19 protein-coding genes are annotated in these 24,870 nt (G+C 46.2%); 14 read left to right on the plus strand and 5 right to left on the minus strand.

All coding sequences use genetic code 11. The features are described from left to right. The first annotated feature begins 502 nt into the window (after positions 1 to 502). From WFI24_RS30000 to WFI24_RS30010, 3 genes are all read left to right on the plus strand, one after another. Positions 503 to 1,399 (plus strand): glycine betaine ABC transporter substrate-binding protein, encoded by an 897-nt coding sequence (locus tag WFI24_RS30000; RefSeq protein ID WP_336765527.1) that lies wholly within the window; start codon positions 503 to 505, stop codon positions 1,397 to 1,399. A gap of 318 nt (positions 1,400 to 1,717) precedes the next feature. Then, the gene (locus WFI24_RS30005) at positions 1,718 to 2,623 is read left to right on the plus strand and encodes a phosphatidylinositol-specific phospholipase C (RefSeq protein WP_336765528.1); all 906 of its coding nucleotides are present in this window, start codon (positions 1,718 to 1,720) and stop codon (positions 2,621 to 2,623) included. Positions 2,624 to 2,829: 206 nt separating this feature from the next. Next, on the plus strand, positions 2,830 to 3,684 hold the full coding sequence (locus WFI24_RS30010) for an aldo/keto reductase (RefSeq protein WP_336765529.1): 855 nt from the start codon (positions 2,830 to 2,832) through the stop codon (positions 3,682 to 3,684). Positions 3,685 to 3,913: 229 nt separating this feature from the next. Here the strand turns inward: WFI24_RS30010 and WFI24_RS30015 are convergent, their stop codons facing one another. Then, positions 3,914 to 7,084 (minus strand): alpha-mannosidase, encoded by a 3,171-nt coding sequence (locus WFI24_RS30015; RefSeq protein WP_336765530.1) that lies wholly within the window; start codon positions 7,082 to 7,084, stop codon positions 3,914 to 3,916. Positions 7,085 to 7,283: 199 nt separating this feature from the next. Here WFI24_RS30015 and WFI24_RS30020 point away from each other — a divergent pair, with 199 nt between their 5' ends. Further along, positions 7,284 to 8,207 (plus strand): AraC family transcriptional regulator, encoded by a 924-nt coding sequence (locus tag WFI24_RS30020; RefSeq protein WP_336765531.1) that lies wholly within the window; start codon positions 7,284 to 7,286, stop codon positions 8,205 to 8,207. A 198-nt stretch (positions 8,208 to 8,405) separates the two neighbouring features. Here the strand turns inward: WFI24_RS30020 and pdxA are convergent, their stop codons facing one another. The 4 genes from pdxA to WFI24_RS30040 all read right to left on the minus strand — a co-directional run bounded on the left by pdxA (position 8,406) and on the right by WFI24_RS30040 (position 13,630). Continuing rightward, a complete protein-coding gene (pdxA, locus tag WFI24_RS30025; protein WP_336765532.1) occupies positions 8,406 to 9,407 on the minus strand; it encodes a 4-hydroxythreonine-4-phosphate dehydrogenase PdxA in 1,002 nt (333 codons plus the stop codon). After that, positions 9,404 to 10,699 carry a four-carbon acid sugar kinase family protein gene (locus WFI24_RS30030; protein ID WP_336765533.1) on the minus strand — a complete coding sequence of 432 codons (1,296 nt, stop codon included), beginning with the start codon at positions 10,697 to 10,699 and terminating at the stop codon, positions 9,404 to 9,406. The genes pdxA and WFI24_RS30030 overlap by 4 nt, the downstream gene beginning before the upstream one ends. Positions 10,700 to 10,794: 95 nt before the next feature. After that, positions 10,795 to 11,781 carry a 2-keto-3-deoxygluconate permease gene (locus WFI24_RS30035; protein ID WP_062837727.1) on the minus strand — a complete coding sequence of 329 codons (987 nt, stop codon included), beginning with the start codon at positions 11,779 to 11,781 and terminating at the stop codon, positions 10,795 to 10,797. Positions 11,782 to 11,947: 166 nt separating this feature from the next. Beyond that, complete coding sequence (locus WFI24_RS30040) at positions 11,948 to 13,630, minus strand: PrpR N-terminal domain-containing protein (protein WP_336765534.1); 1,683 nt, start codon at positions 13,628 to 13,630, stop codon at positions 11,948 to 11,950. A gap of 227 nt (positions 13,631 to 13,857) precedes the next feature. Between WFI24_RS30040 and WFI24_RS30045 the strand changes: the two genes are divergently transcribed. From WFI24_RS30045 to WFI24_RS30090, 10 genes are all read left to right on the plus strand, one after another. Next, positions 13,858 to 14,076 (plus strand): hypothetical protein, encoded by a 219-nt coding sequence (locus WFI24_RS30045; RefSeq protein ID WP_336765535.1) that lies wholly within the window; start codon positions 13,858 to 13,860, stop codon positions 14,074 to 14,076. A 104-nt stretch (positions 14,077 to 14,180) separates the two neighbouring features. Then, positions 14,181 to 15,134, plus strand: a complete 954-nt coding sequence (locus tag WFI24_RS30050; protein WP_336765536.1) for an alpha/beta hydrolase — start codon at positions 14,181 to 14,183, stop codon at positions 15,132 to 15,134. A gap of 203 nt (positions 15,135 to 15,337) precedes the next feature. Then, positions 15,338 to 16,042: a PspA/IM30 family protein gene (locus tag WFI24_RS30055; RefSeq protein WP_336765537.1), complete on the plus strand. Its 705-nt coding sequence runs from the start codon at positions 15,338 to 15,340 to the stop codon at positions 16,040 to 16,042. A gap of 36 nt (positions 16,043 to 16,078) precedes the next feature. Further along, complete coding sequence (locus WFI24_RS30060; RefSeq protein ID WP_336765538.1) at positions 16,079 to 17,110, plus strand: TFIIB-type zinc ribbon-containing protein; 1,032 nt, start codon at positions 16,079 to 16,081, stop codon at positions 17,108 to 17,110. Beyond that, entirely contained in the window at positions 17,107 to 17,907 is an 801-nt protein-coding gene (locus WFI24_RS30065) for a TPM domain-containing protein (protein WP_336765539.1), read from the plus strand. Before WFI24_RS30060 ends, WFI24_RS30065 begins: the two co-directional genes overlap by 4 nt. Positions 17,908 to 17,955: 48 nt before the next feature. Further along, the gene (locus tag WFI24_RS30070) at positions 17,956 to 18,999 is read left to right on the plus strand and encodes an SPFH domain-containing protein (RefSeq protein WP_036674710.1); all 1,044 of its coding nucleotides are present in this window, start codon (positions 17,956 to 17,958) and stop codon (positions 18,997 to 18,999) included. A gap of 252 nt (positions 19,000 to 19,251) precedes the next feature. Further along, a complete protein-coding gene (locus WFI24_RS30075; protein ID WP_074096683.1) occupies positions 19,252 to 19,479 on the plus strand; it encodes a DUF896 domain-containing protein in 228 nt (75 codons plus the stop codon). 145 nt (positions 19,480 to 19,624) lie between these two features. After that, positions 19,625 to 20,578: a ring-cleaving dioxygenase gene (locus WFI24_RS30080; protein ID WP_336765540.1), complete on the plus strand. Its 954-nt coding sequence runs from the start codon at positions 19,625 to 19,627 to the stop codon at positions 20,576 to 20,578. Between the two features lie 115 nt (positions 20,579 to 20,693). Further along, on the plus strand, positions 20,694 to 21,782 hold the full coding sequence (locus WFI24_RS30085; protein ID WP_145326367.1) for a low temperature requirement protein A: 1,089 nt from the start codon (positions 20,694 to 20,696) through the stop codon (positions 21,780 to 21,782). A 266-nt stretch (positions 21,783 to 22,048) separates the two neighbouring features. Beyond that, positions 22,049 to 24,832 carry a glycoside hydrolase family 3 C-terminal domain-containing protein gene (locus WFI24_RS30090; protein WP_336765541.1) on the plus strand — a complete coding sequence of 928 codons (2,784 nt, stop codon included), beginning with the start codon at positions 22,049 to 22,051 and terminating at the stop codon, positions 24,830 to 24,832. Positions 24,833 to 24,870 lie beyond the last annotated feature (38 nt).

Below are 24,870 nucleotides of genomic sequence, written 5' to 3' on the forward strand. Positions count from 1 at the left end.
TATCGACGAGCAGTTTAATTAAGAAAATAATCCCCTCAATATAACCGAGGGGATATTGAATACTAATGATTTTGTTTTTTTAGTCTGTCTACTTGACAGGGAGCACTTCACAGGTCCACTAGGTGGCCTTTTTTGTGTTTTCTGTTTTAAAATGACACAAACTACTTCGGAAGGGTCAGTATGAGATTTAAGAGTTCACCCCTTTTTGAACATAAAATATAAAAAAATAAAAAAATCTTTTCAGTACTTTACATTGAAGGTAGATGTATAGCATCTGGAAGTATACAAGCGTATCTCTGCTTAAAAACAAGTACAGTATATACAGTTTTTTCTGTATGTACGCAACAAACGCTTTTTGTTGTTTGAGATCGGTTTCATTATTTGTTATCATAACGGAGTTGGTTGGGCGACTGTCGTATTATGTCTATGAATGCCTACATTTCTGCAGAATGTAACGCTAGTATCTAACAACACGAGAATTACAGAGGGGAAGACACTTATAATGAAGGCAATGAAAAAATGGATGATGGTTACAAGTTTAGCTGCGGTATTCACGCTATGTGCATGTTCTTCCAATGCTGCTACAGGTGGAGACACCTCGAGTGTCGGAGAGCAGGTTAATTATAAAATTACAGGAACAGACCCAGGTGCGGGTCTAATGAGACTGACAGCTCAGGCAATGGAAGATTATGAGTTGTCAGATTGGGCGTTAATGGAAAGTTCAGCAGCAGGTATGACAGCACAGTTGGATCGATCTTATAAAAATAAAGAACCAATTGTCTTTGTTGCTTGGTCTCCGCACTGGATGTTTAATACTTATGACCTGAAGTATCTGGATGATCCGAAGATGACGTATGGGGAACCGGAAGAGATTCATTCGGTTGCGCGCCTTGGACTTCAGAAGGACCACCCGGTTGCCTATGAATTCCTGGATCGTTTTAACTGGACGTCGGAAGATATGGGTGAAGTGATGGTAGACATACAGAACGGAATGGAACCGGAGGCCGCTTCGGCCAAGTGGGTAGATGGACATGAAGATAAAGTTCAGGAGTGGACTGAAGGACTGAAACCCGTCAATGGAGATCCGTTCACCTTGAGTTATGTAGCTTGGGATTCGGAACTTGCCAGTACTAATGTCGTCCGCTATGTGCTTAATGAGAAGTTGGGATACCGGGCAGAGGCTCTGCAAGTGGAGATCGGACCGATGTGGCTCGGCGTTGCCAACGGCGATGTGGATGCAATTGTAGCTGCATGGCTGCCAGTGACCCATTCAGATTATTGGGAGCAATATGGTGACAGACTGGATGATCTGGGCGCTAATATGGGTAATGTAAAATCTGGATTGGCTGTTCCTTCCTATATGGAAGATGTGAACTCAATCGAAGATTTGCAGTCTTAGGTTCCCATTGATGTTACTTCATGAAAAGAAAGAGCATACCTCTTTTCCGAGGATGCTACCATGGAATTGAGATACGTGACGGTCACCATAATTGGTGGCCGTTTTTACGTTTAAACCCATTTTCTAAAATTCGTGGTGCAGTTAATTTCAATTTTACCTGGACGTAATAACATACGAACAATAGCGAAGTAGAGTTGAAGTATAGACATCTAGACATCCATACGGAATTAACGTCGCCTTTTACAGGTGATGTGATCATCAAGCTGGCGCCGCTTAATGATCAGGACAAAACCAAAACAAGCAAAGGTGGTATTTACATTGTTCAAGAGAATAAGCCTTGCTCTTGCATTCGTAACTCTCTTTTCATGGACGTTGACTGGTGTTTCTTCCGCTTACAGCAATTCCAATTGGATGGGGTCAATCCCTGCTAACACCCCGCTTTCTTCTCTCTCGATCCCAGGAACGCATGACTCCGGTGCCTTGTATGAACCGATCAATGGAACGGCAAAGACACAGGATCTAACCATTGCCCAGCAATTGAATGTGGGTGTCCGGTTCCTTGATGTTCGCACCAGACATTACGGGGATGCATTCACCATTCATCACGGGGCTATCTATCAGAATCAAAATTTTGATGATGTATTAAATGCAGTCATCGGCTTTCTGAACAATAATCCCTCCGAAACCATTATTATGAGTGTGAAAGAAGAGCATACACCTGCAAATAATACGCGCACGTATGAGGAAACATTCAAATCCTATGTCGCCAAAAATCCTGATAAATGGTTGTTAACCGACCACGTCCCTACCCTTGGGGAATCAAGAGGCAAGATCGTATTGCTGAGAAGATTTGATATGAGCCAATCCCCGTATGGTATTAATGCTACTGCATGGCAAGAGAACACCACCTTTAACATTCAGAATGCAGCAAGTATGAAGATTCAAGATTATTTTAAAGTATCAGATAAGAACAAGAAATGGTCGGATATTCAAAACATGTACAACGAAGCCAAAGCCCAAAACTCTTCTTGGCTGTACATCAACTACACAAGTGGTTATGACCCAGGTTGGTTCGGTATCCCGAATATTCGCTCCATAAAAGACGATATAAATCCGAAAGTAAACACATTCTTTACGACTAATACCAAAGGCCGTTTTGGCATTTCGGTTATGGATTTCATCGACGAGAGTACATCAGCCAAAATTATTGCAACCAATTTCTAATGTAAGATATATCGTGTGTGATGTAAGGCATTATTCCGTAAGACGCAGGTCCTTTGTGACAGGCGTCTTTTTTTACATTTTAAAGGAGCTCAGCAATAGTTGGGCGATTTGATTCAAGCATATACAAGGGGTTAAGATAATTCGAGAGAGTAAATTTTTCTCCAGATAAGGGAAGAAGATCATATTTCGCAAAGGAGAGTTCTTACATGAATCATCAAATTCCGGAATATACATTGAACGATGGCTTGAAAGTACCTGCAATTGGGTTCGGTACCTATAGTTTAAAAGGAGAAGAAGGTGTCAAATCGATCACATCCGCAATGGATGCGGGTTATCGGCTGATTGATACGGCTTACAACTATGAGAATGAAGCAACAGTGGGCAAAGCCATCAAGCAAAGCTCCATCGCCAGAGAAGAACTGCTGATTTCCTCGAAGCTGCCGGGACGCTATCACGCTCATGATAAAGCACTCGTGGCGATCCAGGAATCCCTTTACAGAGCGGACTTGGATTATTACGACCTCTACCTGATCCACTGGCCCAATCCCAAAAAGGATATGTACGTGGAGGCATGGCAGGCTCTAATTGAAGCGAAAAAACGCGGATATATCCGTTCCATCGGAGTGAGCAATTTCCTGCCCGAGCACAACGAACGCCTGATTAAGGAGACGGGGGTAGCACCGAGTCTAAATCAGATTGAGCTGCATCCGTTCTTTGACCAAGCCGATCAGCGAGAACAAGATGCAAAGCATGGCATTGTGAACGAGTCCTGGAGTCCAATCGGACGTGGCAATGATGCTGTGCAGGATATCGTCAAAGACGAAAAAATCCTCCGCATCGCGGAAATCCATGGGAAAACGCCTACTCAAATTATCTTACGCTGGCATATCCAGCTAGGTTCTATTCCAATTCCGAAGGCAGGTTCGCTTCAGCATCAGCAAGAGAATATCGATATTTTCGATTTTGAGCTAACTGCACAGGAGATGGAAGTTGTCTCTTCATTTAGCCGTCCAGATGGACGATTGTGGGATCAGGACCCAAGCGAGTACGAAGAATTTTAAGGATGGTATCCGCTGTCTAAGTGGGTTGCTGTATAACCTACTAATCAGTGATCAGAAACCCCTGTGAATAAATATTGGTAAGCCTGCTGGCTCTACCGATGTATTCCGGGGGTGTTTTTGTATGCATAGGAACAGAGGGGGAGTACAAAAGAAAAGAGTGCCCCTGTCAGCAATGACAAGAAGCACCCGTATTGAGTGGTTACGGCTACATAGCCGAAAGTAACTCTTGCTAACCCTTCGGAATCCGGAAGGTTAGTATCTCGTACGGTTTGATATCAAAAGAAATTCGGCCATTCTCCACGATGCAATCCGCTTCGTTATTCTCTAATAGATCACAAGCATATGCTGTGGCACCTGATCCCTCAGGCAGCTGAAGTGAAGCCCGACTGCGGCGACCATGTGCTTCGTACATCCGGATGATCATATCATCGTTGTTCTCGGCTTTTTTGATAACCTCCAACACGACATTCTCCTGGTCGACCGATGCGAGTGACCACACTCCAGGCAAAGTACCGGTTTGCGATGCGATTTCACGGGCAACCAAAGGGCGATTGATATCATAAGCAGCTTGAATGACACGTCCCTCACGGAAATCTCCTTTGTGCGGATAGAGGGAGTACGTGAACACATGCTGCTCCTTATCGGCGTTCTCATTGGGATACGTGGCACTTTTGATCAACGACAATCGCATGACAGAGTTATGAATATCATATCCGTACTTGCAGTCGTTCAACAGAGCAGCGCCGTACCCGTTCTCCGCCAGATCGGCCCACTTCTGTCCACACACTTCAAACCGTGCCTGATCCCAGCTAGTATTACGGTGGGTAGCACGCTCCACGTTGCCGTACTGGATTTCATAGACCGCTTTCTCACTCCAGATATCCAGCGGGAAGGCGGCTTTCAATAACAGGTGCTCCTGCTTCCAATCTACAAATGTACGGAAATCGATCCGGCGCGTATGCGCATAGAAGATGATTGTCTGCTCAATAACAGATTCCAGGAACTGTCGCTTCACTTGCAGCACGGAACGCACCGGCCCACTTTCAATCCACTCCAGGGACTGGAGGTCATTAATCTCCCACATATGCTGTTCGTAATAATCGTCAATGTTCCACGCCTCGTATTCCGCAGGTCGATCCTCGAATACTTGCAGCACGTTACCGCGCTCGCCAGGCTGAAGCAGCTCACGGCCCTCCAGCTTGTCCCATACGGATATGAACTCGGCACTTTCATTCAGGTGGATATCGTAGCATGGGGTTTGAATATGCTCCTGGTCTGCTTGCCACTGTGCAACCGATACGCCAGCGCCTTGTTCGGCGGCCAGATCAGCCGTGATCCGGAAGGTTTTATATCCCGAAGCCGGTACATTTTCAGCGAGGAATACCAATCCACCATCCAGCGCACGCTGGCTCGGTACCGAACGATCTCCATCATAGACGGTTACTTTTCTCGCAAAAGCAGGCAGTTCAACCACATCCGTCCGTACAAATCCGGTCGTGTTGAATACTACAATGGCTTCACCATCAGACGTAATTCGGCTTGCAATGCCGTTCAGCGCACTGTCTTTCAGCTCATCCGTGACACGCAGGACTTCTTCATATTGCTCCTTGGAATCCACATATACCTGCTCAATGGAGCTGCCCGGGAGAATATCATGGAACTGGTTCAGCATCGTCAGCTTCCATGCATGCTCCAGTGCATCGGTTGGATAGGCCGCCTGTGCATTCGCCTGACGATGAATCATGGCATACAGCTCGGCATCGGCCAGTGCAAATTCACTATGACGGTTGTACCGTTTGTTACGCGCCATGGACGTGTAGGTACCCCGGTGATACTCCAGATACAGCTCACCCGACCAGCGGGGAACGGAAGGAACATCCGCCAGATTTTGCTCCAGCTTCTCGAAAAACTCGCGTACAAAGGTACGTTTCACCGCGGGTACACCTGGCAATCCGACATCGAGTCGTCTGCCATGCTCCAGCATCTCTTCGGTTGGTCCGCCGCCGCCATCCCCGAATCCGAAACATTGCAGGACATCTGCATTGATGTTTTTGTTCTGGTATCGCTGCCACGTGCCTTTTACTTGCGAAGCATTAAACCGTCCATTATAGGTCGTTTCGAAGCGGCGCTGCCTGAAATCAGGATGTTTGTCATAGTCTGTTGCTGTGATGAAATGGGTGAGGACCTCTGATCCGTCGATTCCTCGCCAGTACATCGTGTCGTTTGGAATCTGGTTGGTATCATTCCAGGCAATTTTGGTTGTCATAAAATAATCAATGCCGCTCTTGCGCATAATCTGCGGCATCGCTGCACTATAACCAAATACATCCGGCAACCAGAGCACACGGTTCTCCACACCAAACTCTTCCTTGAAGAAACGTTTCCCGTAGATAATCTGACGGATCATGGATTCACCCGAGATCAGGTTACAATCGGCTTCCAGCCACATGGAACCTTCCGCTTCCCAGCGGCCTTCAGCCACCTTTTCCTTGATTTTCTCATATAGGGATGGATAGTCTGCTTTCAGGTACGCATACAGCTGGGGCTGAGAAGACATGAACGTGTATTCTGGAAACTTGTCCATTAGATACAATACACTCGCGAAGCTGCGAATGACCTTCTCGCGAGTCTGATCCAGCGTCCACAGCCATGCCACATCGATATGCGTGTGTCCGATACAGTGCACGGTAGGGATGTGATCACCGGCAGGGCGGATATCACCATAGACATGATCTTGTAGATATCGGCGCGCTTCCAGCACCGACGCATGGAATTCTGTACTGTTTTCCTGGCGCAAATCCAGCAGATTCACGGCTTTATTCAGATGTTCGACTACCTTCAGCCGCTCCAGATCATCCTCACGCAGCAGATCCGCAGCATCTAGCGCAGCCTTGAGATCATAATACAAATCGGAGACTTGCTGATGATGCTCGGCGATATATACATTTAGAAAAACATCCGCGGCAGACGTACTGCAATATGCATATAATGCCAGTTCAAACTCTTCGCCCTTCACCGCGGATGGAGTCAAGTCAATCTCCGTATGGTTCACATCCAGACCGCAGATCAATTCCCCATTAAGGAATGCCAGAAATTGCGGATTATCGTAATTCCAGATATCGTCAGCACCGGTGACGATGGCACACACGACCTTTTTTCCTTCCATCTGATCCGGGATGCGAATGCGAGTTTTGAAGCAGCTGTGTACATCTTTGCCACCCCAGCCATCACCCTTACGGAATACATTCCAGGAGGAAGGGTCCTCATGCACCAGTTCCCAGGAGTGGTAACCACTTTCTTTATGATAAAGCTCAGGGATATATGTCTTTGAGGTTAGACGTGCACGTTCCAAGTGTTTAACAATGGTATGGATTCGAGTATACAAGGAATTCATTTTCATGTTGGTTTCCCACCTTGGTTTATAGTAAGTACAGGCTGTAGTTGTTGTTGGAGCGATAATACTGCAAGCGCTAACATATCAACTCTATCATAACAAAAGAGAAATGGGCGAAACTACGTATTGTATGCTGAAAATAACGTCTTTTTATTGCATTTCATGCTAAAATAAAATCATTAGAATCAGGATAGGGGGCATGTTCATGACACCATCGGTTCTGGCATACGAGCAGGGATATGCGATCCATGTGAACCAGCCTGGAGATTCGCTTTTTTATCATCTGGATTATGACGAGCGCTCCCATGAACTGAATATGGAATTTCAGCATTTCCATGATTTCTATGAGATCTGTATCCTTTTGGATCGCACAGCTGCTCATATCATTGAAGGCAGTTTATATGAGATCCAGCCTCTGGATATCGTTCTATTGCGGCCTTCTTTGCTGCATAAAACGCAATATCCGAAGGGTGCTCCGCCCAAACGATTGATGATCACCTTTGCCATGCCACGTAATACACCTGGTCTTGAGAGCGGTTACACAGAGCTGTTCTCGATCTTTGATAAACCCATCCCGATATTCCGATTTACAGAAGAACGGCGCCAGGCGATATTAAATCCTTTAAATGAAATCTATGCTCTATCACAGGATACCTCGGCACTTCATTCAGTCGCGATCCATAGCAAGTTTGTTGAGTTTCTGTGTGCGATCCATCGATACTCGGCTGAGAATAGCTATGTTCGTGAAGAGACAGGCTCGTCTATGTCGCAGCGGATGTATGCCATTGCATCGTATATTCACAGTCATTATCAGAATGAACTGTCACTCGAAGAAATCTCCAAACGGTTTTTCGTGAGTGCTCATCATCTATCCCGTCAGTTTAACAAAGTCACAGGTTTTACGTTTACCGAGTATATTCAGATGACCCGAATACGTAACGCTCAACAAATGCTCCTGAATTCTAACCAAAAAATCACCGAAATTGCAGCACAGTGTGGCTTCGCCAGCTTCTCTCAATTCAATCGCATTTTCAATAAACTGAATGGCATGTCACCGAGCGCATATCGCCGTAGCAGACATTCACAGAGCGAGCGTGAACTGATATCTTTGGGTAGTCCTGAGCGCTGATTGAAGACAGAGATCATCTGGGGATGTCAGTGGAGATGTGTTGCATAAATCGCGACAGCAAAGATGTATAGAGGACTAATAAAAAAGGCAAACCCTCTAAGTTACAAAGGGATTGCCATTTTCCTTCTATATAAAGATACATCTACCTAGAGATAGTTCCTGACCAGACTCACTCATGTACCCGTATGAAGGCTACTCTTAAACGTGATCCTTCGGCGCCAGCTCAATAGCAGAGCGGATGGCAGCCAGCATGCTTTTATCATCGGCGATATTTTTGCCAGCGATATCGAAGGCTGTACCGTGGTCGACAGACGTACGGATGATACCGCCTTTCAGGCCAACGGTGATGTTTACACCTTCCTCGATGCCCATCACCTTGATCGGTGCGTGGCCTTGGTCGTGGTAGCAGGCTACAACGATATCGAAGTCGCCGCGACCAGCGCGGAAGAAGAGTGTGTCCGCCGGGAGTGGACCAACGACGTTAATGCCTTCCTGCTGTGCACGTTCAATGCCGGGCTGAAGCTTCTCTTCTTCTTCTCCATTACCGAACAAGCCGTTCTCCCCGGCATGAGGATTGATTCCGCATACGGCTACGCGCGGATTCTCAAATCCTGCTTTTTTCAACGTATCATGAGCAAGCTTCACGACGGTGTAGGTTCGTTCCGGGTTAATACTTGCAATGGCATCGATTAGACCCATGTGTGTTGTCAGGTGAATGACTCTCAAATTAGGCGTTGTCAGCATCATTGAGAAGTCCTGTGTATCCGTCAGGTCAGCCAGAATCTCGGTGTGTCCCGGATACAGGTGCCCTCCTTGATGCAAAGCTTCTTTGTTCAAAGGCGCCGTGCAGATGGAGTGAATCTGCTGCTGTTTGGCAAGATCAATGGCTTTGGCGAGAAACTGGAATGCTGCATCTCCAGCCACGGCAGATACTTTACCGTATTCCAGATCGACAGGAACGAGATTCAGATCAATCACATCCACAGTACCGAATTCATACTTGGCTTCGGAAGGCTCTTGAATAGCGTTAACGTTCAGATTTGAACCGATAACCGGCAACACGCGCTCCAGAATCTTCGCATCACCGATAACGAGTGGATTGCACTGATCGTACATTTCTTGATGACCCAGTGCTTTCATAATAATCTCCGGTCCAATACCTGCTGCGTCGCCCATCGTAATTCCAATTGTAGGTTTCATACGAGAATACCCCCTTTTAATTTTTGAATTGCATGGATAAAGACATCGGGTTTGCCGAATCCGCCTGCTTTGGTAATCACATGCAGATCATCAATCCCGATAAACTTGGAGATCGGTACACCGATTTCAAGCTCATCCAGCAGCTCGAAGCCGCTAATATTCCATTTCAGACAGATTTGTTTTGCCGTATCGCCACCAGTCATGGATACCCCTTTGAAAAGTCCCTCTTCCAGCAGTCTGGCACAGATCTCACCCATCGCAAGTACAATCTCGTTGCTGACTTCTGTGTGATTGAGACCGCGAATTTCGCCCGTTGCTCGTGCCAGTTCGATATCCACCTGTTCAGCGGTGGAGTAGAGGACAACATCTTGTCCTTCCAGCGCTTTGTCTCGGACCTCGTTATAGACACGTTCCATCTCTTCCGCGCGGTCTGCGGTTGCGGATACCGCTTTGAAGGAATGGAAGGAGACTGAAGCCACGCGGGAATTGCGCATCAATCGATGCAGCTGCTCGCGGGAGTTTTTGTTCACGCTGCCGACCACCGTTAGGATTGGACCGGAATTCTCCGGGATATCAAGCGACGCAGCCCTGGATTCCAACTCGTAATGCGCGGGGAGGTAATTGGCAATGCCCGCCGAACCTGCCCAAGTAAAGGTATAATCCAACTCGCGAGTCATCTGGAGAATCAGTTCCAGATGTCTTTCTTCGGTGGAGTCCACCATTACATACGGGATGTTATTTGTTTTCAACTGCTCTAGCTTGGTGCGAATATGATTCTGCCCGGCTTCCAGATCGGCGACGGTGATCTCGCCAACTTCGTACTTGGTCTGTTGTTTCAACAAGTCTGGAAGGTAGGAAATCGTTACAGGTGTCTTCGGATCATGGGCAATTTCAGTATCTGCCAGAGGAACGCCGTTCAGGTAATGAATTCCTTCCAATATCGTCCTGTTATTCTTTGGATAACCCGGAGCGATCATCATAAAATCAGGTTTGACGACATCATACAGGGCATCAATCTCGATGCCAATATTTCCACGCATAGTTGAATCCATCTTTTTGAAAATCGTCTCAAATCCATTGTTCGTCAGCAATTCAGCTGCACGGTATACACGTTCATACGCTTCTTGCGAGGATATGGAACGACTATCTGTATCAAAGACGACGGCGTCGTAACGTGTAAGAGGCTCCTCATCCATATTAAAAAGAACACTGGTCTTTAAGCCATGGCGGGCAAGCTGCACCCCGCTGTCATTGGCACCGGTCAAATCATCTGCAATAATGGCTAATTTCATGCAGTCATCCCTCCTTGTAAGTACAATTTAATAAAAAGTCCGTTCAGATCATCCATTAAGCACAGATTAAGCACATTAGTTCAGGTGAAGACCATTTATGTGGTTGGTCGTTGATTGTATTTCTCGACTCCACCTGATTTCTCCAGTCGTTTGGAGAGGAACCCGATGAAGATCGGTAACAGGATGGCCGTAGTAACAACACTCGCGGCAATCTGTACGGTTGCAATTTCGGCAATCGGGCCAAATGAAGCATTAGCAGCCACGATGGCAGCAGGTGTACCTACGGCATTCCCGGCTGTTGAACCTTCGGAAGCACCAACGATGGGATTCCAGCCAATAGCTTTAAACAACAGATATCCAATTCCACCTGTGAGAAGAACAGTCAGAACGCCAAGCATGATTCCACCAAGTCCACCTTGGATGATCGACGAGAAGTTGATTCCCATACCCAGTGAGAAGGCGAAGAACGGAACAAGTTTGTCGCTGCCTTTGTGCAGCCACTCCGCCAGATTGCGGTCCAGATTACCAATAATGACACCAACGATGAGCGGAAGCAATACAGCAACGAATGCCATAGGAGAGAACATGCCGTTGGCAAAGCCCATCGCACCGAAGATGGAGAGCGCTACCATGGTTAGGAATGGACCATCGCTGAGTGCGAGGAACGGATAGGCTGCTTTGTCATCTTCTTTGCCGTATTGACCAGCGAGTGCAATGTACAAACCGCCGTTCGAGTTGGTCATTGCGGCAATAATGGCCAGTGGGGCAAGACCCAGGAATAATCCACTTGAGTCAGCAAATAGAATGGCAACGAGACCGAGTGCTGCACCGATCGCCCACTTGACGACCAGCAAGGTAACGCCCTTGCCGACGGATGAGCCCGCTGTTTTAAACGTAATCTGTGTACCCGCAATCAACAGGAACAGCGCGATCAACGTACTGGAACTGTTAACGAAGAGAGCTTCCGTGAATCCACCGATGCGCAGGGCATTCGGGAAGAATGTATTGATGGTTGCACCAAGTAACAGGGGAACGACCATCATACCGCCAGGGATGCGATCTAAAGTTGCTTTAATGTTCATAGTAGTAGCTCCTTATGAAGTAATCGTTTTTATGAAGCGCTTGCAGGGATTATATTATCCCATATCGTTTAATATAGCAACAATAAATTATTGTAAATTTTAAATACTAGGTTAACTGTTTAAAAATGCAACACATAGAAGCGATAAAAAAGACGCAAACTTAAAGTTAATCTTTAAGTTTACGCCATAATGTGGCCCGGTTAATCCCCAGACGCTCTGCTGCCTTCGATTGATTGTTATTTTCCTCCTGAAGCACGAACTGAATAACTTCTTTCTCAATCTCCTTCAGCGTACCGTTCAACTTCATTGGGCTTGAAGAAGGTTGCTGATCCAGCAAGCGGGACAAGGTAGCCGTGGTGATGACATAATCCTGTTCATTGAGTGCAGCCTGCTTGATCAGGTGTTTCAACTGGTTGACGTTCATATTCGTGATCTGATCCCGGATCAGCTGTAGTGCATCTTCTTTTATCCTCACCGCAGTAGTTCCGTATTTCTGGTAGTAATCTGTAAGGAAGTGCTGCATCAGTGGGGCCAGATCCTCCGGTCTATCCGCAAGATTTGGCATCATGATTGTATTAAGCTCCAGATCAAGTGACCACTGTGGGTTCAATGCCTGCTCCCCGAGTATAAACACCCCGATCTGGCTTTGAAGGCAGTTTTGGATAAAGGAGAGCAACTCCGAATCTTCCATACGTGCTTCCATATGATTAATCTCTACATTTCGAACCTTGGCGAGTGGTATCTTGTGCAAATGACCGGGCGGAACTTGCGTGAGATCGATCTGTAACAGCAGTCCGCCACCGGAGTACATTTGATGAATGTGTTTGACCAGAAAAGATTTACCGGAATCCGCTTCACCCCGCAGATAGATCGGTTCATGATTCTCGTAGAGTGCCCGAATGTTCTTCAATACCGCCTGCATGGCAGGGGAATCAGCAACAATGGGCTCCATCGATGCATCCGTAAAAGTTGTTATGCCGAATTGTGCAAAGGCATAGGGTTGTCCTTTTTCCAGCATATATACCTTGTAGCTCTTGTTGTTCAGAGTTGTTTCATAGGCGTTAACCGTGAGCTGGTAATCGTCTACCATGAACACATTTTGGATCTGGGATTGATGGAATTCCAGGCTGGTGTTGGTCAGATATATGTGATTATCGGTCAGTGGATTTTTCTCAAAATCGGTCAGGTTCTCGAACACCACTTCATTCCGTTCATTTAAAATAAGCAAATTCGGATGTTCCTGTGTAACCAGGTCATTCAGGATGATCGATATCGCATGATTTTTGCTCAAATAACGGTAGACCAGCTGTGCATCCTCCATCGCTCTAAGGATGGATTCCTGACCGGATTGGATCAACAATCCCTCCAGACCATAGGTCTTCGCGGTATTGACGGTGATTACATCTCCGACAATCTGACGGTACCCGGAAGCTTTCAACTCCAGGAGTAATCGAGCTACATCTTCCGAGCTATGTATGGTATAGACCTTGAGGGGCAGATCCATCAGATCAATAATGGATTGTGCACCAGAGGTGATGTTGGAGAAGCCAACGATAGCCGTTTGGCCGTTAAACTGGCTCGCCAGTGTAAGTGAACGAATCATATCATAGCCCGATAACTGCACATCAATGACGGGAATAGTCACTGCTTTCTTAATCAATTGAGCCGTTCCGCCGCGGCTGATGATAATCTCTGCACCGTTTTTCTCAGCTTGAGTTGCTAATTCCACACCGTTTGCCAAATCACCCACGTCCGTCTGAATGGCTAACTGGGGAAAGCGAGGAATGCACTCTTGTATGATAGGAATCATCGATTCGTAGGGAGCGATAAAGTGAACTCGTGTACGCATAATTTTCCTGCCTTTTATAGAAATCATTGATCCCCTTATTATAGCCAACTTGCGGAGGAATGGCACCTTTGGGGGAAGCATTACGGTCATTTCTGCACAATGTCTACGTGGTATGTCACCATAACTCTTCGAGTTGAATGTGATGAAGTGCACTGAACCGAACCGCTATCTATTTCAAAATTAATGGATAATTGCATGTTAAGTGCGGAGAAGTGAGGAGATTGCATATGGGAGATATTCATAAAGTGGCTGAGCCGGATCACATAATTAAGGATATTGTCGGGAAGTTCCCGTGCAGGGTGCTCTGGAGTGAGGGCCGTCCATGTCTGGAGTATCAGAGGGAAGAGGATGTGGCGTTAATAACCGAATACGTCCGTACAGTGTACAACGTTGAGCTATTGGATGTGTTTTTCACAGCGGTGGAGAGCCTTCCGATGGAACCATAGTTAGGTAGGGATTTGTGGAGTATGAGAAAAGGATTAAATCTCATATAACTTCTAATGTACATGGTAAAATAAATAAGAGTGTACATCATGTTGGAGGGGAACCAATGAGAATTGTGTTAAAGAGATTGGGGTATGGTGCCTTGGCAATATTGGGTGTCATTCTATTGTTCATTGTAATTAGTTTCACGAATCATACGATTAAGCTCAAGAGTGAGTTGAGTATTCTGTCGCCGCCAGGTGCAATGGTTAACGTGAATAATCACCAAATGCATATCTATACAGAAGGTTCTGGGTCACAGACACTGGTCTTTCTGTCAGGTGGGGGTACATCCGCTCCTGTATTGGATTTCAAGGCACTTTACTCCAGATTGTCTGAACAATACAAAATTGCTGTAGTTGAGAAGGCAGGGTATGGCTTCAGTGAAACGGCCGAGGTATCCCGCGATATCGATACGATATTGGAAGAAACCAGAACAGCGCTGACTTTAGCAGGTCAGAATCCACCGTATGTGTTGTTTCCGCATTCCATGTCAGGTGTTGAAGCATTATATTGGGCACAACGGTATCCAACCGAAGTTAAGGCGATTATTGGATTGGACCCTGCTATTCCAGAGGTATATGAAGCATATCCTTTGCCCTCAGGAGGCATGATGAGTCTGACAGGTTTGGGAGCACGAATGGGGATTACACGCTTTTTCCCCGGGATTGTGGATTCATCCGCTGCGATTAAGGAGAATCACCTGTCTCCTCAGGAAGAGGAACTTTACCGGGCGCTATTCTACAAGAATACGCAGACATCGAATATGAATGATGAAGTCAACATGATTAAACAGAATGCAGCAAAAGTTGCTACACAGGGAATTCCGGATGTGCCGATGTATTTTTTCATATCTAATGGAGAAGAGTTACCCGTTGAGAATTGGAAAACGTACCTAATAAGGTATATCGAGTCTGTGAAGATGGGACAATATCAGATTTTAGATGGCGGTCATTACATACATAATACGGATCCAGATCGGATCGCAGATGAAAGTATGCAATTCATTAACGAACTGTGATTGAGGAAGAATGATACTGATAATTACGAGAAAATTTTTGGATCATAAGGCGACACTATAGGTGTTCGTCTTTTCTTTTATTACTCCATCATTAACCGACTTTGGAAAGGAGAGGCTCCACTTGCCATCGTGAAATGTGAAACGTATGTGGGCGTATTCATGTATTATAGTATACATATGAATTTTCGGAGGAGGAACAAGTAATGGGAATCTTATCGAGGTTTAGAGACGTGATGAAGGCGAATGTGAACCACATGTTGTCGCGGGCAAAAGACCCGGAGAAGAGTGTGAATGAATATATGCGAAGCCTGAGCAGTGATCTGGGTCAGGTGAAGGCTGAGACAACGGCGGTGTTGTCGGATGAGAGCCGGGCGAAGCGAGCATTGGATGAGTGTAACGCCGAGGTCAAGAAGTTACAGCGGTATGCGGAAAAATCGGCGGAGTCGGGAGACGAAGACAAGGCGCGCGGTTTTCTGGAGAAGAAAGTGAAGCTGGCTGACAAATTGAACGAATTACAGGCTGCCTATGAACGTGCTTCCGCCAAAGCCAAGATGATGAAGCATATGAATGATAAATTGGTTGCAGATCTGGGGCAATTGGAAGCGCGGCATGCAGAACTGAAAGGTCGCATGGCAGATGCGAAGGCACAGCAACAGACTAATGAACGGAATGCATCTACGGGCAGAGCTGATGCTGCATTGAAGGCCATGGAAGACAATGCGAATCAGGCGCTGAACGAAGTAGAGGCTTTGGCAGAACTTCGTGCTGGGGCACAGGAAGATGATTTGGACGAATTAATTGCCCAGTTGGAGAGGGACATGAACGCAGATGCGGGTAATAATGAGAATGCGTCGTCAAGTGCGGAGGAAGAACTCGCAGCGATTCAGGAAAAGCTGAAGAATAAGTAGTACGTTACACCATTTCGTTAACATTGAGGTGAGCAGATGCCGGTTATTGAATATAAATGTCCAAACTGCGGCAGTGGTATGATCTTTGACAGTGTGTCAGGTGCATTATCCTGTCCCAGCTGCGGCCGCCAAGACAACATAGAGCAGATCCCCGATCCCTTGAAGAGACAAGTATTCACCGAAAATGAGGTCAAAGAATACCACTGTAACAGCTGCGGAGCTGACATTGTGACAGAACCGGAGATCAGTGCGACGACCTGCAGTTTCTGCGGTGCAGCGGTTGTACTCAGTGATCGGCTGACGGGCAATCTGGCCCCCGCGATGGTGATTCCCTTTTCGATCAACAAGGATCAAGCCAAGCAGGCTTTCAAAAAGTGGTGCAGAAATGGCCTATTAACACCAAGTGGCTTCATGTCCGCCGATCGGATTCAGAGCATTACCGGCATGTACGTGCCGTTCTGGTTGTACGAGTTACATAACAAAATCGAAGTGCATGGTCGTGGCACCAAGGTCAGATCCTACACCCAGGGCGATTACCATTACACGGAAACACAGCATTTCGATATATACCGCCGGATTCGGCTGAATTACGTGAACCTGCCCATCGATGCATCGGAGAAAATGAAGGATGAACTGATGGATAAGCTCGAGCCTTTTCCATATAATCAGTTGAAATTGTTCAAGACACCGTATCTGGCGGGGTACATTGCGGAAAAATATAGTTATACGGACGAGGAACTTTTCCCACGGGCCAAGGATAAAACGAGATCGTACATCGACTCTTATATTGCTTCAACCGTATCCGGTTATAGCAGTGTGAGCTACACGGACAAACAGATTGATACCACACTCAAAAATGCGGATTATGTGCTGCTCCCGGTGTGGATGGTCAACTATGACTTCAATCGGGCACAGTATACCTTTGCCATGAATGGTCAGACAGGGAAAGTGGTCGGGAAACCACCGATCAGCAAAGCCAAAGTGGCCGGATGGTTCGCAGGAGTCTCTGCGGTCTCGTTGCTGTCACTGAAGCTGGTTTCCTGGATGATGGGAGGTGGATTCTTATGAGAAAAAGAACCCCTCTGGCCGTGATGGCTGCGCTCATTATACTTATGATCACCCTTGTCGCTCCGTTGATTCCCATGTCATCGGCATCCGCAGCGGAGAACAAAAATCTCATCTACGATGAGGCCAACCTGCTGAGTGAGCAGGAGATAGGTGAATTGAATCTACTTGCGAATCAGTATGGCGCGGAACGGCAGACGGACTTTGTAATTTTGACAACAAATAATGTTGAGAATCAGGATGTTCTGCTCTTAACAGAAGATTTTTATGATGAGCAGGGATTAGGTTACGATAAGAAATTTGGTAATGCAGTCATATTGACGATGGATATGAATAATCGTGAAGTGTATCTGGCTGGATTTTACAAGGCAAAAGAATATCTGAGCGATCAGCGGCTTGATGCTATCCGTACCCGAATTACCTCTGAATTGTCCAGTGGGGATTATAAACTCGCATTTGAGAAATATATTGAGCTCTCTTACAAATATATGGGGTATGAACCCGGTGTGAATCCAAACAATATTTTGTTTAACGGTTGGTTTCAGTTGGGAGTGTCTGTGGTTCTTGGCGGTATTGTTGTTGGTATGATGACCTATCGTTCCGGGGGACGTGTCACGGTCAATCGTGCAACGTATGAGGATTCAAGCAATTCCAGTGTAATTGATCGTCAGGATCGTTATATCCGCACAACCGTAACCAAGCGCAAGATCGAGAAGAACAATAACAACGGTGGTGGAGGAGGAGGCGGGGGTACCTCCCGAGGCGGTCATTCACACAGTGGAAGTAGAGGTTCGTTCTAGTCACTACTGAGTATGCGGATTTTTTAATTAGAAGGGATGGGAATTAGTATGGGATTTTTCAGAAATCAGTTTTCGAATGTGGTGGAATGGGAAGAGTTCAGAGATGACATGATATTTTGGAAGTGGAGCAACCGGGAGATCAAGAAGGGGAGTAAACTGATCATCCGTTCGGGTCAGGACGCCATTTTCCTGAATAACGGTAAAGTGGAAGGCATTTTCGAGGACGAAGGATCATTTAATATCGATTCCGAGATCATTCCGTTTCTTTCTACATTAAAAGGATTCAAATTCGGATTCAACAGCGGCATGCGGGTCGAAGTCTTGTTTGTAAATACAAAAGAGTTCACCGTACGCTGGGGCACGCAAAGCCCTGTATTGATTCCGACACCACAACTGCCAGGCGGTATGCCGATTCGGGCGAACGGCACATTTAATTTTAAAGTAAGTGACTATGTGACCCTGATCGATAAGATTGCAGGCATCAAGCAGAGTTATCTGGTCGAGGATGTCAAAATCCGAATCACTTCCGTGCTGGATCAGCTTCTAATGAAGTGGATTAGCCGTGAAGGGAAGGATATGTTCAACCTGCAGGCCAATGCATCGGATATTGCCAAAGGGATTCAGGAAGATCTGGATATGCAGATGATGGATATCGGCATTGGGATTACCGGTTTCCAGGTGATGAGCTTCAATTATCCAAAAGAGATTCAGGATATGATTACAAAGACCGCTTCGCATGAGATGATTGGTAATCTGCAAAAGTATCAACAGGTCAGCATGACAGACGGCATCTCATCCGGTAAAGTACAAGGCGGCGGCGCAGCTTCGGATATGGCGGGCATGATGATGGGGATGAACATGGCCAATGAAATGATGAAAAACATGAACCAGAACCAAGGCCAAAACCAGAACAACAATTCCAATTCGTCTCAGAATCAAAATAACGACCAGAAACCAGCGGGAAATAGCAACGGTGATTCAGGTAACTCTTCATCTACAGAAGGCAACAAGAAGCCAAACTTCTGCCCGAACTGTGGAGCCAAAAATGAAGGAGCCAACTTCTGTCCGAATTGTGGTCAAAAGCTGGGCTAATTAAATCAATACATGAAGGGCGAGTTTCGTAGTAAGTGAATTACTGCGGAGCTAGCCCTTTTTTGCTTTTGGATTCATAGTTAAAGCAAAATGGCGTAGAGCAGAGGAACGGGTTCAATTATTTTAGTTTGTATAAAAGTGTTGACAACCGATCATAAATCATTTATCTTTAACTTAAGATATTTAATTTAAATATAAATAACAACCAAAAACAAATATCTTTAATCCATTACACGAGGAGAGATCAAGATGATGATCCCAACATTGACCAGAATAAATGAACTATCAAGAAAAGCCAAAGAGGGCGGATTGACGGAGATGGAGAAAGAGGAACAGGTTCGTCTTCGCCAGGAATATCTGCAAACTTTTCGCGGTTCGGTCAACGACATTCTGCTGAATGCAACCATCTATGATCCAAACGGCGATGACGTGACTCCTGATAAATTGAAACAAGAACAGGCCAATCAAAATAAAAACTAGAATATAATTCGCTAGATCATATATCTTAATTTAAAGATAATACAAACTTACTATAAATCAATTAACTGACTCATTTAACTAACTCAAATATCTATAACACCTACTCAATTCAAAACATGCTTACCAAACCAAGGAGGAATTAATCATGACTATTCAAACAGCAGGTATTCACCATATTACAGCTTTCGCAGGAGATCCACAGGCCAACGTTGATTTTTATGCCGGAGTTCTGGGACTTCGTCTCGTGAAAAAAACAATCAACTTCGATGCACCTGATGTATATCATCTGTATTTTGGCGATGAACACGGAAGCCCAGGTACCATCATTACCTTCTTCCCATCGGCTGGATCACCACGGGGCAAAATTGGCGGAGGTCAGGTCGGCATCACATCCTATGTCATTCCTCCTGGGTCGATTGGCTTCTGGCAGAACCGGCTGGAACAGTATAACATTGAGGTAACCAAAACAAGTCGCTTCAATGAAGAGCTGCTTCAATTCGAAGATAGCGAAGGTCTGCGGCTTGAGCTTGTTGAACGGGAAGAGGGAGCAGCCAGCACTTGGGCGCACGAAGGGATTCCAACAGATAAAGCAATCAAAGGCTTCGGCGGTGCTGTCCTGTTCAGTGTTAACCCGCAAAGAACGATGGATGCTCTTGAGAAAATCATGGGATTCGTCAGAGTGAGTGAAAATGAAGAGTATGCTCGTTTCCGGTCCAGTGGGGATATCGGTAATGTCGTAGATGTTCCAGTGACCCGTATGGCTCTGGGTATGGGTGGAGCAGGAACCGTGCACCATATTGCATGGCGCGCCAAAGACGATGAGGAGCATGCACAGTGGAGCGAAGCTGTACGTGATTACGGGTACCAACCGACTCCAGTGCGGGATCGTCAGTACTTTAACGCAATCTACTTCAGAGAAGCTGGCGGCATTCTGTTCGAAATTGCTACAGATCCTCCGGGTTTTGCCAAAGATGAACCTGCTGATTCGCTTGGACAAAAATTGATGTTGCCTGAGTGGTTCGAGAAATACCGTCCTCAAATTGAGGACAATCTGCAACCGATCGAAGTCAGAACGCTCGTACCTGCTACAGTACAATGAAGTAAGGTAGATGGCGCTCAGAGTTTTTCCTCTGGGCGCGTCACCAGGTAGCGGGAAGGTAACTGAGTTAGCAACAGGCGTTGTATTATGAGAAAAACCAAAGGAGCAACGAAGGATGATGGAGAAAAAGGTTACCTGGCTGGAGCTGTTTTACGATCTGCTCTTTGTAGCAGCGGTCGCCAAAGCGGGTCATGTCTTGTTACATGCCGAACATGGAGTAATTACGTTTGAATATTTAATGAAGTTTGTGCTTATTTTTATCCCTGTTTGGTGGGCATGGGTCGGTCAGACCTTGTTCATTAACCGCTATGGTCAAGACATCCTGATCCATCGAATATTCCTCATCCTTCAGCTTCTGTCCGTTATGGTCATGACGGCGAGCCTTTCTACTCATTTTGACCAATACTACCTGTCCTTCTTCATAGGATATATCGGTTCACGGGCGTTTACGGCCATTCAGTATCTGACGGCTCACAAGTCGAAAAGCGAGCATCAACAGCAAGCCGCTCGTTACTTGGGCATCTGTTTCCTCATTGGCATATTGATTTCATCAGGTTCACTGTTCTTCGATTCCTGGTTACGCTACGTGATTTTGTATGCAGGGATTGCCGTGGATATCGTACTTCCGCTGATCGGACGCAAAAATCTGGTGAAAGTACCAGTTCAGACCCATCACTTGTTGGAACGTTTTGCGCTCTTTACACTTATCCTGCTGGGTGAATCGGTAGTTAGTATTATCGCAGTGCTGCAAGCTGATCATTGGGATATGAAATCCATCTTGTTTGCTGCCTTTACGTCCATATTTGTCATTGCGATATGGTGGCAATACTTTGACAACGTGGAGAAAAAGGTAAGCAAAGAGATTCAGACTGCCGGGCAAGCGATCATATACGGCCATCTGTTCATCTACATCTCCATGAGTATGATTGCCGCGTCTATTCAGCTGTTGTACCAGAATCAGTTAAACTATGTGTTCATGCTGGGGTTTGTATTTGGATCGGCGCTACTGTACTTTCTCTCGACATCACTTGTGTTCCATCGTTACAGACACGCACATCTACGACTCCGGCCACGTCATCTGGCGGTGATGGTAGGGCTGCTGGTGGCATTTGTCCTTGTTGATCTGATCTATCGGGTTCCGGGTTATGTCATCATGGGCGAAGAGATGTTATTCTTCCTGGTTTATGCGAAACTTACAACTTGATATAGTGATCTAAAATCAAGAAAAGTCACGGACAACAGGCGTCCGTGGCTTTTTATTATGCCGCTAATTCTGGACATTTTTTAATAATATAAATAAAGCACAAATCTAATTTAATTTCTTCTATAGAATCTGTTAATATGAGACTATGTACAAGTGAATCTACCAGATCATAGAATATCTTTTATATCAAATGAGCGCACGTTTTGTTAGTTCATTTTATATATAGCGATTCGTAGATATGGGGATGACAATCAGGAGGGAAATCATTGAGCACACATCAAATCGGAGTTCCATTGGAAGGGTTTGCAGAGTTTAGTCGTACGGTTGCCGCAGAAGGAGCCGTTTTACTCAGAAATGAAGGCCAAGTGCTTCCGCTTCGCGAAAACGAAAACGTTTCAGTTTTTGGTCGAATTCAAGTCAATTATTATCGCAGTGGTACAGGTTCAGGCGGTAGTGTTCATGTGGCTTATACAACGAATCTGCTAGATGGTCTTCGCAGCAAAAAGAATATAACGGTCAATGAAGAGCTTGCAGCTGTCTATGAGAAGTGGATTGAGGAAAATCCATTCGATGATGGCGGAAAAGTATGGGCAGCAGAGCCATGGAATCAGAAAGAAATGTCTTTGACGGATGAACTTGTTGTACAGGCTAGAAGCAAATCCAGCAAAGCCATCATCGTGATTGGACGTACAGCAGGAGAAGACCAGGATAATGCGGATGCGCCAGGAAGTTACCAACTGACAGAAGATGAGAAAGCGATGTTGAAGCAAGTCACTTCGCAGTTCGAACACACAATTGTTGTGCTGAATGTCTCGAATATCATCGACATGAGCTGGTTAAATGAAACGTATCTACATCCGATCCAAGGCGTAATTTACTCCTGGCATGGCGGTATGGAGGGTGGCAATGCGATTGCTGATGTGCTGGCAGGCGACGTTACACCGAGTGGTAAACTAACAGATACGATTGCATATTCCATCGAAGATTACCCTTCGACCAGCAACTATGGCAATGAGTTCAAGAACCTGTATCAGGAAGATATCTATGTAGGTTATCGTTATTTCGAAACGTTTCGACCTGAGCGAGTACAATATGAATTCGGTTACGGCTTGTCTTATACGACGTTTTTGACCCAGCATGAAGAAGCGAAGTCAGTGTCCAAAGACGGCGAAACCTACATCGAAGTACGTGTGAATGTGACCAACTCAGGTACAACATATGCGGGCAAAGAGGTTGTACAGGTCTATTATGAAGCACCACAAGGCAAACTGGGACAACCGGTGAAGGCTTTGGTGGCTTTCGGCAAAACAGGATTGTTGCAGCCGGGCGAGTCAGAACTTCTGACGATCAGCTTCCCGATTCATGCCATGGCATCGTATGATGATGCGGGTGTTACAGGTCTTTCTTCCGCGTACGTATTGGAAGAAGGCACATACCGACTGCATGTAGGAACCAGCGTGAAACAAGTGCAACATATCAGCATCGATGGCCAGGATGGATATGTTATCGAATCTCTTCAATTGGTGGAGCAACTGCAAGAAGCGATGGCACCAACCGAAGACTTTACACGGATGAAGCCAGGTCTGCGCAAGGAAGATGGATCATATGAACTGACTTATGCTGAAGTGCCGAAGCGTAAAGTTTCCATGGCGAACCGGATTGAGCAGAATCTCCCGAAAACGCTGGAGCAGACGGGTAATCAGGGCTACAAGCTGAGTGACGTTAAGGCTGGAAAAGTGAGTCTGGAAGCCTTCATCGCTCAACTAAGTGATCAGGATCTGGCGGCAATTATCCGAGGCGAAGGCATGAGCAGCCCGCTCGTTACTTCAGGAACGGCATCTGCATTCGGTGGTGTCAGCGACAGCCTGTTCAACTACGGTATTCCGGTAGCATGTACGGCAGATGGCCCATCCGGTATTCGTATGGATAGTGGCGAGAAGGCAACACAGGTATCCATTGGTACGTTGCTTGCTGCGACATGGAACAAAGATCTCGTTGAAGAGTTGTATGTAATGGAAGGACAGGAACTGCTGAGAAATCAGGTGGATACCCTGCTCGGACCTGGACTCAATATCCGCCGGAGCCCGCTCAATGGCCGGAACTTTGAGTATTTCTCCGAAGATCCACTGATCTCGGGTGTATTTGCGGCAGCATGTACGAAAGGTATTATGAAGGGTGGCTCCAATGCCACACTGAAACACTTTGCCTGCAACAACCAGGAGAAACACCGTAGCAAAGTAGATGCCGTTGTCTCTGAGCGTGCACTGCGTGAAATTTACCTGAAAGGGTTCGAAATCGCTGTAAAAGAAGGCGGAGCGAACTCCATCATGACTTCCTACAACCCGGTTAACGGGCACTGGGCGGCATCCAATTACGACTTGAACACCACGATTTTGCGCGGAGAATGGAATTTTGAGGGTATCGTAATGACGGACTGGTGGGCCATTATGAATGATGTGACCGAAGGCGGAGAGGCTGATCGCAAATACACCAACTGGATGATCCGTGCCCAGAATGATCTCTACATGGTTGTACCGAACTACGGCGCAGAGATCAACGGCTGGGACGACAATACGATTGAATCTTTGGAAAATGGAACATTGACTCGTGGAGAGCTGCAACGCTCGGCGATCAACATCTGCAAGTTCATCATGAATGCACCGGTGTCCGGCAGAAAACATGAGATCGTGGAGAACGTCGCTTCGTTCCAAGCGAATGCTACCCTATCTGTTGCACAAGCTCAGGCGCTGGTTGAGAACGCACAGGTAAAACCTGCGGTAGCCGAACCTGTCTACATGAAAGTGGACGAGGCAGGCCATTACCGGATTATCGTACAGATCATGTCCCCAGAGCCGGAACTCGCTCAAAGTGCATGTAACCTGCTCCTGAATGACCAGTTGGTGACTACCATCCAAACGAATGGTACGGAAGGCAAATGGATCAGACAGAAGCTTGTCAAAGTAGACCTTGAAGCTGGACTGTATGAATTGAAACTGGACTTCACGAAACCAGGCCTCCAGATTGACTGGATCGAATTCAAGCAGGTGTAGAAGATAATCGGAAATATCAGGTGATAACAGCAATCGAA

Origin of the sequence: Paenibacillus sp. USHLN196 (genome assembly GCF_037144955.1) — a bacterium.
Taxonomy (GTDB): domain Bacteria; phylum Bacillota; class Bacilli; order Paenibacillales; family Paenibacillaceae; genus Paenibacillus; species Paenibacillus xylanexedens_C.

Coding starts and splice junctions, on each gene's coding strand:
- WFI24_RS30015 (WP_336765530.1), bottom strand. CDS start 7,084: ATGAAAATGAATTCCTTGTATACTCGAATCCATACCATTGTTAAACAC.
- WFI24_RS30020 (WP_336765531.1), top strand. CDS start 7,284: ATGACACCATCGGTTCTGGCATACGAGCAGGGATATGCGATCCATGTG.
- WFI24_RS30040 (WP_336765534.1), bottom strand. CDS start 13,630: ATGCGTACACGAGTTCACTTTATCGCTCCCTACGAATCGATGATTCCT.
- WFI24_RS30030 (WP_336765533.1), bottom strand. CDS start 10,699: ATGAAATTAGCCATTATTGCAGATGATTTGACCGGTGCCAATGACAGC.
- WFI24_RS30050 (WP_336765536.1), top strand. CDS start 14,181: ATGAGAATTGTGTTAAAGAGATTGGGGTATGGTGCCTTGGCAATATTG.
- WFI24_RS30070 (WP_036674710.1), top strand. CDS start 17,956: ATGGGATTTTTCAGAAATCAGTTTTCGAATGTGGTGGAATGGGAAGAG.
- WFI24_RS30055 (WP_336765537.1), top strand. CDS start 15,338: ATGGGAATCTTATCGAGGTTTAGAGACGTGATGAAGGCGAATGTGAAC.
- WFI24_RS30000 (WP_336765527.1), top strand. CDS start 503: ATGAAGGCAATGAAAAAATGGATGATGGTTACAAGTTTAGCTGCGGTA.
- WFI24_RS30045 (WP_336765535.1), top strand. CDS start 13,858: ATGGGAGATATTCATAAAGTGGCTGAGCCGGATCACATAATTAAGGAT.
- WFI24_RS30065 (WP_336765539.1), top strand. CDS start 17,107: ATGAGAAAAAGAACCCCTCTGGCCGTGATGGCTGCGCTCATTATACTT.
- WFI24_RS30075 (WP_074096683.1), top strand. CDS start 19,252: ATGATCCCAACATTGACCAGAATAAATGAACTATCAAGAAAAGCCAAA.
- WFI24_RS30085 (WP_145326367.1), top strand. CDS start 20,694: ATGATGGAGAAAAAGGTTACCTGGCTGGAGCTGTTTTACGATCTGCTC.
- WFI24_RS30080 (WP_336765540.1), top strand. CDS start 19,625: ATGACTATTCAAACAGCAGGTATTCACCATATTACAGCTTTCGCAGGA.
- WFI24_RS30060 (WP_336765538.1), top strand. CDS start 16,079: ATGCCGGTTATTGAATATAAATGTCCAAACTGCGGCAGTGGTATGATC.
- WFI24_RS30035 (WP_062837727.1), bottom strand. CDS start 11,781: ATGAACATTAAAGCAACTTTAGATCGCATCCCTGGCGGTATGATGGTC.
- pdxA (WP_336765532.1), bottom strand. CDS start 9,407: ATGAAACCTACAATTGGAATTACGATGGGCGACGCAGCAGGTATTGGA.
- WFI24_RS30010 (WP_336765529.1), top strand. CDS start 2,830: ATGAATCATCAAATTCCGGAATATACATTGAACGATGGCTTGAAAGTA.